The sequence below is a fragment of the Mesorhizobium sp. genome (assembly GCF_041661565.1).
Lineage (GTDB): Bacteria > Pseudomonadota > Alphaproteobacteria > Rhizobiales > Rhizobiaceae > Mesorhizobium.
In genome coordinates this window covers 1-13,037 of sequence record NZ_JBAZUD010000005.1, presented here as the reverse complement: position 1 = coordinate 13,037, position 13,037 = coordinate 1, and the positions used below count along the sequence as shown (strand labels likewise).

The following is a 13,037-nucleotide window of genomic DNA, read 5'->3' as shown; positions in this document are numbered from 1 at the left end:
GAATTTTAAACTGTGTAACGCAGTCGCGTTATCGGTTGGTTCTATATTGGTCCTGATGCCTTCGAAGGCTTTCGCCTGCATCTTCGTGGATGATGGAATCACTCTGTCAGGGCCGTGCTATCTCAACGGAACTGCCAATGGCGCGGTTGTCGACACGTCCCTGGACGCTCTCATGGATATTGTCGATGACGCGATCCTCGCGGATGTCGCCCTCGCCAAAGGCACCCCGCAAGCGCCGTTCGGCGTCTTCGCTTCAGGTCAGCTGGCCCACACGGAGCACGACGGCTTCAAGATTTCGAGGGGACCGTCCCTGACCACTGGTCCGGACTTCGACGTCGATGAATTCTCCGCAGCGGTCAGCGTGGATTTCAACGCCGCCAAGCATTTCGGTCTCGACAATGAGCTCGGATTGAACCTCGGCCTGTTTGGCGGTTTTGCGTCGGCCAAGGTTAACGCCGATGCGTTCGGCTTCTTTCCTCCCAGTGGGGAAGCCACCAACAGAAGCGGTATGTTCGGCGGTTATGGGCTCTACCGTCGCGGCACCAGCTATCTGCTTGTGGCTGCATCGGCGTTCCTCGGCAACACGGATGTGGAGAGCACAGGCTTCAGCTCCGGCTCGTATGGCACGCAGGGCTACGCCATGACCGGGTCGGTCGGCCGCATCTTCAACTTGACCGACCGCGTGCGCTTCGATCTGCGCGGCGGATTGCTTGGCGTCACCTTCACCGGCGATGAGTACGCCGACACCCTTGGCAATCCGTACGGAAAAAGCCGCCTGTCATTTGGCGCGATCAAGTTCGAACCTGGAATCTATGCCGACTATCAGCTCGGAAACGGAATGGTGATCAGCCCTTACGCGCGCGCTGACCTGCAGCAGCGCTTCGGCTATTCAAACACCGCGAGCGTATTCGGTGTCGAGAGCAATTTCGAGGACGCGGACTTCTCGACGGCGCTGTCAGCCGGCTTCAATCTGAAAATGTCGCCATCGACCACTGTCAGCAGCGAGATCAGGGGCAAATGGTCCCAGGACAGTTCAACCGTCAGCGGCAAGCTGGGCCTAAAGGTCGCGTTCTGAACCAATGGCAGACGACGGACTAGTCATTTCTGCCGCTCCGTAGGGCACTCGGTTTCCGGCTAGCGTCGTATCTCAAACGGGTCGGGTGCGGGCTCTTGCCGCAGCGTGCCTTCGGAGGCGCGTTTTTGGTGGTGGGCGAGAGAGCATTGCGGCGAGCACAATATGCCGCGATCCGACCAGTAGGCGGCGCCGTTCTCAAGTCTTCCCTGATGGTATTGGAACTCCGCGGCCCGATAGGGCAGGCCGCATTCGATGCAGCGATAGGCGTCGGGTCTGGCAAGCATGGGTGGTTTGGTTCCGCTGTGTCGGTCTGTCGCCGGTCGACTTGGTCCGGCCTACAAGCAATCTAATACGGGTTGGCGCGATTGCAAAATCCGCGTGACAACGTTTGACGTTTACGTAAAAAGAGGGCCGAGACAGCCAAGGCCGCATGGCTTTGCGGCGACACTGTGCCTAGGATCGGCCAGGGGGCCGGCGGGCAGGAGGAAGAAGCGGGTATGTATCGGGCGCCGGTCGAGGATATCGCTTTCACGCTCAAGCATGTGGCAGGCATGAAGCCGGCCCTCGATGCCGGCACGTTCGGCGATCTCGGCGAGGATCTGGTCGACGCCGTTCTCAGCGAGGCCGGCCGTTTCGCCACCGAGGAAGTGGCGCCACTCTACAAGATCGGCGACGAACACGGTGCGGTTCTGAACGGCGCCGCCGTCACCATGCCGCCTGGCTGGAAGGAACTCTATCGCCGATGGATCGACGGCGGTTGGAATGCTCTCTCCGGGCCGGAAGCGTATGGCGGCCAGGCATTGCCGACAATGCTGGGCGTCGCCGCGCTCGAAATGTGGAATTCGGCGGCGATGGCCTTCGGCATCGGGCCGACGCTGACCATGGGCGCGGTCGAGGCGCTCGACAAACACGCCTCAGCGGAGCTCAAGGCGAAATATCTGGCAAAGCTTGTCTCGGGCGAATGGATGGGGACGATGAACCTGACCGAGCCGCAGGCCGGTTCGGACCTCAACGCGTTGCGCGCCCGCGCCGAGCCAGCCGGCGACGGCACCTACCGCGTCTTCGGCCAGAAGATCTTCATCACCTACGGCGAGCACGATCTCACCGATAATATCATCCATCTGGTGCTGGCGCGGCTGCCCGACGCGCCGGCCGGCACGCGCGGCATCTCGCTGTTCCTGGTGCCGAAATTCCTGGTCGGCGACGATGGTTCGGTGGGCGCGCGCAACGACGTCTTCTGCTCAGGCCTCGAACACAAGCTGGGCATTCACGCCTCGCCGACCTGCACGATGATCTATGGCGACGGTTTCGAGGGCGCCGCGCCGGGCGCTGTCGGTTGGCTCATCGGCGAGGAGAACAAGGGCCTCGCCTGCATGTTCACCATGATGAACAACGCCCGTCTCTCTGTCGGCATGCAGGGCGTCGCCGTCGCCGAAGCCGCGACGCAGAAGGCGATCGCCTATGCCAATGACCGTCGCCAGGGCAAGGCGGCGAGCTACACCGGGGCGGGCATGGCTCCGATCATCCACCACCCCGACGTGCAGCGTAATCTCCTGACCATGAAGGCGATGACGCAGATCGCGCGCGCGATCAGCTATTCCTGTGCCCACGCCATGGACATGGCGCGCCAGTCGTCTGGCGACCAAGCGGTGCATTGGCGCGACCGTGCCAATCTGCTGACACCGCTGGCCAAGGCGTTCTCGACCGATGTCGGCGTCGATGTCGCATCGCTCGGTGTCCAGGTGCATGGCGGCATGGGTTTCATCGAGGAAACGGGAGCAGCCGCGCTCTATCGCGACGCCCGCATAGCGCCGATCTATGAAGGCACCAACGGAATCCAGGCGATCGATCTGGTGACGCGCAAGCTGCCGCTCGGCGGCGGCGCCCATGTGCGTGGCTACATCGCCGAACTTGCCGCGGTCGCCAACGCCCTGCGAACATCCAATCTGGAGGGTTTCGGCCGCACCGCCGATGCCCTGGACGAGGCATTCGCCGATCTGGCGCAAGCGACCCGCTTCCTGCAGAAGCTGGCGGCCGAGGGCCGGACGGACGAAGCGCTGGCCGGTGCCGCGCCTTACCTCAGGTTGATGTCGCTCGCCGCCGGCGGCGCCTATCTGGCGCGGGGCGGGCTTGCCGATGACGGCCGTATCGCGCTTTGCCGTTTCTTTGCTGAAAACCTTCTCGGCGAGGCGCGCGCCTTGAGGGAGCGCGTTGTCGATGGCGCGGAAAGCCTCACTGTTGCCGGCAAGACGCTGATTTCGGCCTGAAATTCACAAGGAAAACACCGTGACGGAGCATATTCTCGTCGAGCGCCAGGGCGCCATCCAGATCATCCGCATGAACCGCCCCGACAAGAAGAACGCGCTGACGCGCGCCATGTATGCGTGCATGTCGACCGCCCTGCGCGAAGGCGACGCCGACCCCTCGGTCCGCGTGCATGTTTTCCTCGGCGCACCCGGCGCCTTCTCCTCCGGCAACGACCTTGCCGATTTCATGATCGTCGCCACCGGTGGCGAGGGTGGCAACGAGGTCTGGGATTTCCTTATGGCCCTAGCCAAGGTCGAGAAGCCGATGGTCTCTGGTGTCGATGGTATCGCGGTCGGCATCGGCACGACGCTGAACCTGCATTGCGACCTGACCTTCGCCACGCCGCGCACCGTGTTCAGGACGCCCTTCGTCGATCTCGGCCTGGTGCCGGAGGCTGGATCGAGCCTGCTGGCGCCGCGCATCCTGGGACAGCAAGGTGCGTTTGCGTTGCTGGGGCTTGGCGAAGGCCTTTCGGCCGAGAGGGCAAAAGCGGCCGGCTTGATCCACGAGGTGGTCGAGGAGGGCTCGCTGGAGGCCTCGGTGCTGGCGGCGGCCGGCCAGATCGCCGCCAAGCCGCCACAGGCGCTGAAGATAGCGCGCGATCTGATGCGCGGCTCGCGCGAAGAGCTTGTCGCCCGTATCGCCGAGGAAAGCGCGCACTTTCGCGAGCGGCTGCAATCCGACGAGGCGCGCGCCGCGCTGACGGCATTCATGACCAGGAAGAAGGCCTGATCGTCCCGCGTCAGGGATAAAGCCGCGTCTTGTCCCAGCCGCTTGCGGCATTGGATGAAAATACGACCCGGTCGTGCAGCCGAAATGGCCTGTCGTGCCAGAATTCGATCGTTCGCGGCACGATGCGAAAACCCGACCAGTGCTTCGGCCGCGGAATCTCGCCGATCGCATGGCGTGCCGTGTATTCGGCAACCGCCTTTTCAAGCGCGAAGCGGCTTTCGAGCGGCCGCGACTGCTTCGAGGCCCAGGCGCCGATGCGGCTGCCACGAGGCCGCGTCTGGTAGTAGGCGTCGGCTTCCGCATCGCTGACGACCTCCACTGGGCCGCGAATGCGCACCTGCCGGCGCAACGATTTCCAGTGGAAACACATCGCCGCCTTCATGCTGCCCAGAATCTCCTGGCCCTTGGCGCTCTCGAAATTGGTGTAGAAGACAAACCCGCTTTCATCGAACCCCTTGAGCAGCACCATCCGCACGTCAGGCATGCCATCGGCATCGACGGTCGCCAGGGCGACGCCGTTGGGATCGTTGATCTCGCTCTTCGTGGCGTCCTCCAGCCACGCGGCAAAGAGGCGAAACGGCTCGGCCGCCTCGGTAAAGTCACTGCTTGTTAACTCTGTGTCACTCATAGTTTTTCTCAAATTGTCACGGAGCAGGGGAGGTTGCCGATTGTCGCGTATCGCGCAAGCTTTTGACAGCAGGCAATGGCGTTTTATCGCTTCGGCCAGCGCGAAAGCCGCGATGGTGATGATCGCCTTGCCGCTTGCGGGCTGCGGAACGGGCGGCTTCAGCCTGGAAAAGGCCGAAGTCGACCGCTCGATCCTGACCAGCAGCACATCGACCTCGGCCGCGCCGAGCGATTCGGAGCGCGACTCCGACCAGATGACGATCGGCAATGCGGTGTCCTCGGCCGACATCGAGCAACTCGGCGGCCAATCGGTGCCATGGGCGAATGCCGGCACGGGATCACGCGGTTCGATCACCAATCTCGCGGAATTGAAGGACAACGGCCAGACATGCCGCCGGTTCAAGGCCTCGCGGGAAAGCTTCGATGGCGTCGCCATGTTCGAGGGCGAGCTGTGCCTGGCCAGCGCCGGTGGGTGGCGCATGCAGGGCTTCAAGGCGCTCTGATTTTCCGCTGCCGATATGGCGGTACGCACTGGAATTTCTTCCTATGCGAGCGCATATAGGGGGCAACGTGGACTCAACTCATTTCCAGGGCAATAAGCATGCGCGACCCCTATGAGGTGCTGGGCGTTGCCAAGAACGCATCGGCCAAGGACATAAAATCGGCGTATCGGAAACTCGCCAAGAAGCATCATCCTGACCAGAATCCGGATGATCCCAAGGCGAAGGACCGTTTTGCCGCGGCCAATCAGGCCTATGAGATCGTCGGCGACGAGAAGAATCGTGCCGCCTTCGATCGCGGCGAGATCGACGCCGAAGGCAAGCCGCGATTCCAGGGCTTCGAAGGCGCTGCCGGCGGCGGCGATCCGTTTGGCGGCTTTCGCCAGCAGCAAGGCGCCGGCGGTTCGCGATTCGAATTCCGCTCGGGCCGCCCGGGCGGCGATCCTTTCGACGGCAACAGCGATATCTTCAGCCAGATTTTCGGCGATGCGTTTACGGGCGCGCGCGGCGGTGGTGCGGGTGGCCGGCGCCAGCCTGCCGCTGCCGCCGACCTGAACGTGACGCTCGACGTCACCATCGAGGAAGCCGCAACCGCCGAAAAGGTGACGGCGATGTTCCCCGATGGTCGCAAGGTGGCGGTGAAGCTGCCGGCCTATGTCGAAGACGGCCAGACCATCCGGCTGAAGGGCCAGGGCGAGCAAGGGCCGGGCCAGCCCGGCGATGCGCTGGTCAAGATTCATATCCGCCGGCATCCGCGCTACCGCATCGAGGGCCGCGACCTGCATGCCGATCTGCCGGTGGCGCTGGCTGACGCCGTGCTTGGCGCCAAGGTGCCGGTCGAGACGCCGACCGGCAAGCTTGCTGTCAACGTTCCCGCCTGGTCGAGTTCCGACAAGGTGCTGCGGCTGAAGGGCAGGGGCCTGCCGGAAAAAGCCGGCGGCCACGGCGATCTCTACGCCCATGTGCGCATCATGCTTCCGGAAGGCGGGGATGCCGCGCTCGAATCGCTGTTGCGCAGCCAAAAAGGCTGATTGGCGGCTGTTGTCCCCCGAACTGTCCGGTTGAGCGCTTGAAGGGGCCCTGTGCCTGTGCGATAGGCACTCCACAAAGCAGAAAACCTTGCGGAGAGCGCTTACATGGCGGGTGGACAGGGCCTTATGGCCGGCAAGCGCGGCCTTATTCTGGGCGTCGCCAACAACAGATCGATCGCCTATGGCATCGCCAAATCCTGCGTCGATCATGGCGCCGAGATCGCGCTGACCTATCAGGGCGAGGCGTTCAAGAAGCGGGTGGAGCCGCTCGCGGCGGAACTGGGCGCTTTTGTCGCCGGCCATTGCGACGTCACCGATCCGGCCAGCCTCGATGAGGTTTTCGCCAACGTTGCCCAGCATTGGGGCAAGCTCGACTTCCTCGTCCATGCCATCGCTTTTTCCGACAAGGACGAGCTGACCGGCCGCTACGTCGAGACGACGCGCGACAATTTCCTGCGCACCATGGACATTTCGGTCTATTCCTTCACGACCATCGCCAAGCGTGCCGAGGCGCTGATGACCAATGGCGGCTCGCTGCTGACGCTGACCTATTATGGTGCTGAAAAGGTGATGCCGCACTATAACGTGATGGGTGTCGCCAAGGCCGCGCTCGAGGCCAGCGTGCGTTACCTGGCCGTCGATCTCGGCGCCAAGAAGATCCGTGTCAACGCCATTTCCGCCGGCCCGATCAAGACGCTCGCGGCATCCGGCATCGGCGATTTCCGCTACATTCTGAAATGGAACGAATACAATTCGCCTTTGAAACAGACGGTCACCCAGGAAGAGGTCGGCGATTCCGGCGTCTATTTCCTCTCCGACCTGTCGCGCGGCGTCACCGGCGAAGTGCATCACGTCGATTCAGGCTATCACGTGGTCGGCATGAAGGCCGTCGACGCGCCGGATATCTCGACGGTCAAGGACTAACGCCCGCGCCCTTGATCCGCCCCGTCCCATACCGGAAGCCCTGATGTACCCGCTGGTTTATATCGCGCGCCACGGCCAGACAGCGTGGAACGCGGAATTCCGGCTGCAGGGGCAGGCCGACACCGATCTCAACGCGCTTGGCCGCGAACAGGCGACCCGCAACGGCCATCGGCTTGCCGAATACATCGGCAATGCCCGGAATTTCGACTTCGTCGCCAGCCCGATGAAGCGCACGCGCGAAACGATGCAGCGCATCCGCGCCGCGATGAAGCTTGATCCGGACGCCTACGCAACCGATCCTCGGCTCGTCGAAGTCAATTTCGGCGATTGGCAAGGTTTCACCTTTGCCGAGCTCGAGGCGAAATACCCGGGCGTTAGCAGGACTCGCAATCTCGATAAATGGAACTTCCAACCGCCTGGCGATGGCGCCGAGAGCTACCAGATGTTGCTCGATCGGGTGAAGCCTTGGTTCGACGGTTTGAGCCGTCAGACCGTGTGCGTCACGCATGGCGGCGTCATACGGACGTTGTTTCGCTTCGTGCTCGATATGGCCGAGGAGGAGGCATCGAACCTGGACATACCGCAGGATCGCCTGCTTAAACTCGAAGGCAACAGCCTGGAGTGGCTGTGAGGCCGTTTCGGTTTGGCTCCGGTCTTTCTAGTTCGCCGAGCTGTCCGGCAGTTCCATGTCGGTGATGACGTTTTCGCCATTCGTCACGTCGTAGGCGATGACGATGTCCATACCCGGCTTTAGCGCGTCGAGATCGGTCTCGGCATTCAGCTTGTAGGATTTGCCGTCGTCCAGCGTCAGCGTCAGCGCGTCCTTGTCGACCTTCTTGATCAGGCCCTCGGTCTGGCCGGCGAACGCGGTGGTGGAGAGCATCAATGTGGCGGCAACAGCGCCAATCAGGGTACGCATCATCGTCCTCTTTGGTCATTGCGCCGGCACGGTGGCGGCGGTTCCTCAACGGCGAATGGAAGAGAGCAGAAACCAACCGAATGTGTCAAAACTAAATCCGCCGGATCACAGTTTGACCCCTGCTAAAAACGCCAATAGAAGGCAGGCTTCAGCCGGCTCGGATCGCCGGGCAGGGCACTTTCCATGTCTCACAACACGTTCGGCCATCTTTTCCGCGTCACCACCTGGGGGGAGAGCCATGGCGCCGCGCTCGGCTGCGTGGTCGATGGCTGTCCGCCCGGCATCCGCTTCACCCGGCTGGAAATCCAGGCCGAACTCGACAAGCGGCGGCCGGGGCAGTCGCGCTTCGTCACCCAGCGCCGTGAGCCGGACGAAGTGAAGGTGCTGTCGGGCTTCGTTCTCGACGACGACGGCGAGACGATGATCACCACCGGCACGCCGGTGTCGATGCTGATCGAGAATGTCGACCAGCGCTCCAAGGACTATGGCGAGATCGCCCGCCAATACCGGCCGGGTCACGCCGACTACACCTATGACGTCAAATACGGCATTCGTGACTATCGTGGCGGCGGCCGCTCCTCGGCGCGCGAGACGGCCGCGCGGGTGGCGGCAGGTGCCTTGGCCCGCAAGGTGGTGCCCGGCATGGTGGTGCGCGGCGCGCTGGTCTCGATGGGCGAGATGGCGATAGACCGCGCCAATTGGAACTGGAATTTCGTCGGTGATGCGGAAAATCCGTTCTTCACCCCGGATCCTGCATCGGTGCCCGTCTTCACACGCTATCTCGACGGCATCCGCAAGTCCGGCTCCTCGGTCGGCGCGGTGATCGAGATCGTCGCCGACGGCGTTCCGCCAGGCCTCGGTGCGCCGATCTACGCCAAGCTCGACCAGGACATCGCGTCGGGACTAATGTCGATCAATGCCGTCAAGGGCGTCGAGATCGGCAACGGTTTCGAGGCCGCCCGCATCACCGGCGAGCAGAATGCCGATGAGATGCGCATGGGCAATGACGGCACGCCGGTGTTCCTGTCCAACAAGGCCGGCGGCATACTCGGCGGCATCTCGACGGGCCAGGCGATCATCGCCCGCTTCGCCGTCAAGCCGACCTCGTCGATCCTGACCCCGCGAAAGTCGATCGACAAGGACGGCAACGACGTCGAGGTCATGACCAAGGGCCGCCATGACCCATGCGTCGGCATTCGCGCCGTGCCGATCGGCGAGGCGATGGTGGCCTGCGCCATCGCCGATCACTATTTGCGACATCGAGGACAGACGGGGCAGGGAATAGGCAGTAGGCAGTAGGCAGTAGGCTACGCAGCCCACTGAAACAGCCAATTATTCCTTTTCCCTGATCCCTACTACCCTATTCCCTAATCCCTGCGAGCAGAGCGAGCCAATGCCTTACGACCAGAAGAAGATCGTCGAAGCCCTGCGCGCCTTCGAACGCGGCGAAATCGTCGTCGTCATGGATGATGACGGGCGCGAGAACGAAGGCGACCTGATCGTTGCCGCGGTGCATTGCACGCCGGAAAAGATGGCGTTCATCGTCCGGCACACATCCGGCATCGTCTGCACGCCGATGCCGCGCGAGGAAGCCAAGCGCCTCAATTTGTCGCCGATGGTCGCCGACAACGACTCCGCCCACACCACCGCCTTCACCGTCAGCGTCGACTTCAAGCACGGCACGACGACCGGCATTTCGGCCGAGGACCGCACGTTGACCGTACGCAATCTCGCCAACGGCAATGTCGGCGGTTCGGATTTCGTCCGCCCCGGCCACATCTTCCCCCTCATCGCGCGCGAGGGCGGCGTGCTGATGCGCTCCGGCCATACCGAAGCCGCCGTCGACCTGTGCAAGCTTGCCGGCCTGCCGCCCGTCGGCGTCATTTCCGAACTGGTCAATGACGACGGCACGGTCAAGCGCGGCCCCCAGGTTGCGGCCTTCGCCGAAGAACATGGCCTCAAGCAGATTTCGGTCGCCGACCTCATTGCCTACCGGCAACGCAAGGAGACGCTGGTCGAGCGCGTGGCTTGTTCGGAAATCGAAACGCCTGGCGGCAGGGCGCAGGTCTACACCTACACGCTGCCCTGGGACTCCACGCACCATGTGGCGCTTGTGTTCGGAGACATTCGCGATGGCGAGGAAGTGCCGGTGCGCCTGCATCCTGAGGATGTGATGGCTGACGTGTTCGGCACCAGCCACAGGCTGGACAACATCATGAAGTTGCTGGGCGAGCGCAAGCGCGGCGTCATCGTATATCTCAGAGAGGGCTCGGTCGGCGTTGCCCACCAGGAGCGCAAGCGACCGTCGAGCGGCGACCGCGAGGATCACGAAGAAGCGCGCCGCCGCGAGAACGAATGGCGCGAGATCGGGCTCGGCGCGCAGATCCTCAAGGATCTCGGTATTTCCTCGATCAATCTGATCGCCTCGCGCGAACGCCACTATGTCGGCCTCGAAGGCTTTGGCATCCACATCGCCAAGACCGAGATTCTCTGAAGGTCAGTCGAGAGGGACGGCGCCCGGCCGTCCGCAACCGGGCGTTTCGAGGATCATCCCGCGGGGATGACACCCGTTTCGCATCCGCCCAGGTCGCACTCGGGCATGGCCAGGCTGCGTTGGCCGAGCAGCACTGTGGCCAGCGCAATCGCGCCCGATGCAACGGAGACCCAGAACCCGCTCTGGGCGCCGAACGCATCCACCACCGCGCCGGCGACGAACGCGCCCAGCGCCATGCCGATGCCGATTCCTGTCGTCACCCACGTGATGCCCTCGGTCAGCATCGCTTCCGGCACATGCCGCTCGATCAGGCCGAAAGCGGTGATGAAGGTCGGCGAGATCGCGACGCCGCTAAGGAAGACGGTCAGGGCCAGCAGTGGCACCGAGCCAGCCGTGAGCGGCAGCAATGTGCTAAGCGCCAGGACGGCGACCGCAACGGCGAGTTGCCGCTGTAGCGGCGCCTTGAGGCTGAGCGCGCCGACCGCAATGCCGAGCAGGAACGATCCCACGGCATAGACGCCGATGACGAGGCTGGCGGCACCGGGCTGCCCGAACTCCTTGGTGAGTGCGATCGTGCTGACCTCCGTCGTCGCGAAGGTCGCGCCAACGAAGATAATGGCGAAGGTGATGATCTGCACCGGCCTCAGTCGGATTGCCGAGCCAGCTGGGCCACGACCAACCGGCCGCACTTTTGGTTCGGTTGAACGCTGCAGGATAAACGCGGCCCAGCCAATGGCAAGAAACAGCGTGCTGGCCAGGACTCCGGCTTCCGGAAACAGCGCAGCGCTAAGTCCCACCGAAAGCGACGCGCCGACAACATAGACCAGCTCGTCCGCGACCGACTCGAAGGCAAATGCCGTGTTCATTTGCGGACGTCCGCGAAAAAGCTCGGTCCAGCGCGCGCGAACCATGGCCGGCATGCTGGGCATGGCGGCTGCCGCCAGGGCCGAGACGAACAGGGTCCATACCGGCCAGTCCTGATTGGCCGCCGCAATCAGCACAGCAAAGGCGATGAAGGCGATCAGGGTGGTGGGGACCGCAACCCGCGTCTGCCCAAGGCGATCCACCAGCCTCGAAGTTTGCGGCGAAACGAATGCGTTTCCCAGGGCGAATGTCGCAGAGACAGCGCCCGCCACCCAGTATTCGCCACGTGTCTGCGACAGCATGGCCACGATACCGATCGGCGCCATGGCGATCGGCAGGCGGGCGATGAAGCCGGCGGTCGCGAAGCCCTTGGCTCCCGGAGCACGAAAGATTTCAGCATACGGGTTTTGCATTGTAGTTCCTCGACAAAAGCCGATCTGGCAATTACATACGAAGCGTATGAGGGTTACATAAATCATACGCGGCGTATGTCAATTGGCATACGGACCGTATGTATATAGGGCCAGACGCAATGCACAGACCCCGCAAGGAAATGGTCGCGGAGACGCGTGCCAAGCTGATCGCCGCGGCCCGCCATGCCTTCGGCACGGCAGGCTATGCCGAAGCGTCGATGGATGATTTCACCGCAGCCGCCGGGCTGACGCGCGGCGCACTCTATCACCATTTTGGCGACAAGAAGGGGCTGCTGGAGGCGGTCATCGCCGAAATCGATGGCGAGATGGCGGCTCGGGTGAATGAGGTCGCCTCGAAAGCGCCGACCCGGTGGCAGCACTTCGTCGACGAATGCACGACCTATATCGAGATGGCGTTGGAGCCGGAAATCCAGCGCATCATGTTCCGGGACGGCCCGGCTGTGCTGGGAGATCCGGCACAATGGTCGAATGCCAATGCCTGTGTCGGTTCAACGACCGATCACCTGAGAGCGCTGCAAGAGGAGGGGGTGGTCGTCTCGAGTGTCGACCCCGAGACCGCCGCACGGCTGATCAACGGCGCCAGCAGCCAGGCGGCGCAGCGGATCGCCAATTCGAAAGACCCCGAAGCGACATCGAAGAAAGTCGTGGCGGCCTTCAAGCAGTTGCTCGAAGGCCTGCTCAAAAGGACGGATCGCCAGCCGAACTGAAGGCGCCACTGACGCCCGGCGCTGCTATCGCAATTGACAATAGCCGGGTTGAGCGCATCCTTCAAAGCAATCTCTGAGGGGAGAGTCGGGGCATGTGGGATTTCGATATCGGCCGGTCGGTGTCCATCATGATGCGCACCTGGCCCTTCATCGTCTTTCGCATGATCGTTTATTTCGGCATCACGCTGGCCTACATCGTGGCGACCGGCACGGGTGCTTCCGTCGGCTATGGCGTCGGGCATATCTCCACCGATCCAGACGGGCCGCTGTCCTTTGCCTTGTGGGGCGGCGTGGTCGGCTTCGGCGTCGTCTCGATCGCCGTCTACTGGATCCGCGAATACATCCTCTATGTCGTCAAGGCAGGCCACATCGCCGTCATGGTCCATCTGATCGACGGGCGTGACATTCCCGGCGGCCAGGACC

General features: G+C 63.1%; 14 protein-coding genes and 1 pseudogene. 11 read left to right on the top strand and 4 right to left on the bottom strand.

Features of this window, described 5'->3' with window-relative positions; translation table 11 throughout:
- Positions 1–172: 172 nt before the first annotated feature.
- On the top strand, positions 173–1,075 hold the full coding sequence (locus tag WC739_RS01805; RefSeq protein ID WP_372951295.1) for a hypothetical protein: 903 nt from the start codon (positions 173–175) through the stop codon (positions 1,073–1,075).
- 59 nt (positions 1,076–1,134) lie between these two features.
- On the opposite strand, the gene WC739_RS01800 is transcribed toward WC739_RS01805, so the two are convergent.
- Positions 1,135–1,359 (bottom strand): hypothetical protein, encoded by a 225-nt coding sequence (locus WC739_RS01800; RefSeq protein WP_372951294.1) that lies wholly within the window; start codon positions 1,357–1,359, stop codon positions 1,135–1,137.
- 213 nt (positions 1,360–1,572) lie between these two features.
- Between WC739_RS01800 and WC739_RS01795 the strand changes: the two genes are divergently transcribed.
- Positions 1,573–3,342 (top strand): acyl-CoA dehydrogenase, encoded by a 1,770-nt coding sequence (locus WC739_RS01795; protein ID WP_372951293.1) that lies wholly within the window; start codon positions 1,573–1,575, stop codon positions 3,340–3,342.
- Between the two features lie 19 nt (positions 3,343–3,361).
- A complete protein-coding gene (locus tag WC739_RS01790; RefSeq protein ID WP_372951292.1) occupies positions 3,362–4,114 on the top strand; it encodes a crotonase/enoyl-CoA hydratase family protein in 753 nt (250 codons plus the stop codon).
- A 10-nt stretch (positions 4,115–4,124) separates the two neighbouring features.
- Here WC739_RS01790 and pdxH read toward each other — a convergent pair whose 3' ends face one another.
- Complete coding sequence (gene pdxH / locus WC739_RS01785; RefSeq protein ID WP_372951291.1) at positions 4,125–4,742, bottom strand: pyridoxamine 5'-phosphate oxidase; 618 nt, start codon at positions 4,740–4,742, stop codon at positions 4,125–4,127.
- Positions 4,743–4,782: 40 nt separating this feature from the next.
- On the opposite strand from pdxH, the gene WC739_RS01780 reads away from it, so the two are divergent.
- The 4 genes from WC739_RS01780 (at position 4,783) to WC739_RS01765 (ending at position 7,827) form a co-directional block, all read left to right on the top strand.
- Positions 4,783–5,244, top strand: coding sequence for an RT0821/Lpp0805 family surface protein (locus tag WC739_RS01780; RefSeq protein ID WP_372951290.1), 462 nt, complete (start codon positions 4,783–4,785; stop codon positions 5,242–5,244).
- A 98-nt stretch (positions 5,245–5,342) separates the two neighbouring features.
- Positions 5,343–6,272 carry a DnaJ C-terminal domain-containing protein gene (locus WC739_RS01775; RefSeq protein ID WP_372951289.1) on the top strand — a complete coding sequence of 310 codons (930 nt, stop codon included), beginning with the start codon at positions 5,343–5,345 and terminating at the stop codon, positions 6,270–6,272.
- A gap of 105 nt (positions 6,273–6,377) precedes the next feature.
- Positions 6,378–7,196, top strand: coding sequence for an enoyl-ACP reductase FabI (gene fabI, locus WC739_RS01770; protein WP_224661462.1), 819 nt, complete (start codon positions 6,378–6,380; stop codon positions 7,194–7,196).
- Between the two features lie 43 nt (positions 7,197–7,239).
- A complete protein-coding gene (locus WC739_RS01765; RefSeq protein ID WP_372951288.1) occupies positions 7,240–7,827 on the top strand; it encodes a histidine phosphatase family protein in 588 nt (195 codons plus the stop codon).
- Positions 7,828–7,854: 27 nt separating this feature from the next.
- On the opposite strand, the gene WC739_RS01760 is transcribed toward WC739_RS01765, so the two are convergent.
- The gene (locus tag WC739_RS01760) at positions 7,855–8,115 is read right to left on the bottom strand and encodes a DUF1344 domain-containing protein (RefSeq protein WP_372951287.1); all 261 of its coding nucleotides are present in this window, start codon (positions 8,113–8,115) and stop codon (positions 7,855–7,857) included.
- Between the two features lie 183 nt (positions 8,116–8,298).
- Here WC739_RS01760 and aroC point away from each other — a divergent pair, with 183 nt between their 5' ends.
- Together aroC and ribB are read left to right on the top strand one after the other, a co-directional pair.
- A complete protein-coding gene (aroC, locus tag WC739_RS01755; protein WP_372951286.1) occupies positions 8,299–9,414 on the top strand; it encodes a chorismate synthase in 1,116 nt (371 codons plus the stop codon).
- 94 nt (positions 9,415–9,508) lie between these two features.
- Positions 9,509–10,609, top strand: a complete 1,101-nt coding sequence (ribB, locus tag WC739_RS01750; protein ID WP_372951285.1) for a 3,4-dihydroxy-2-butanone-4-phosphate synthase — start codon at positions 9,509–9,511, stop codon at positions 10,607–10,609.
- A gap of 53 nt (positions 10,610–10,662) precedes the next feature.
- Here ribB and WC739_RS01745 read toward each other — a convergent pair whose 3' ends face one another.
- Positions 10,663–11,886, bottom strand: a complete 1,224-nt coding sequence (locus WC739_RS01745) for an MFS transporter (protein ID WP_372951284.1) — start codon at positions 11,884–11,886, stop codon at positions 10,663–10,665.
- 119 nt (positions 11,887–12,005) lie between these two features.
- Here WC739_RS01745 and WC739_RS01740 point away from each other — a divergent pair, with 119 nt between their 5' ends.
- Both WC739_RS01740 and WC739_RS01735 read left to right on the top strand, forming a co-directional pair.
- A complete protein-coding gene (locus WC739_RS01740) occupies positions 12,006–12,614 on the top strand; it encodes a TetR/AcrR family transcriptional regulator (protein ID WP_372951283.1) in 609 nt (202 codons plus the stop codon).
- 92 nt (positions 12,615–12,706) lie between these two features.
- A pseudogene (locus tag WC739_RS01735) lies at positions 12,707–13,037 on the top strand (hypothetical protein); the annotation flags it as partial.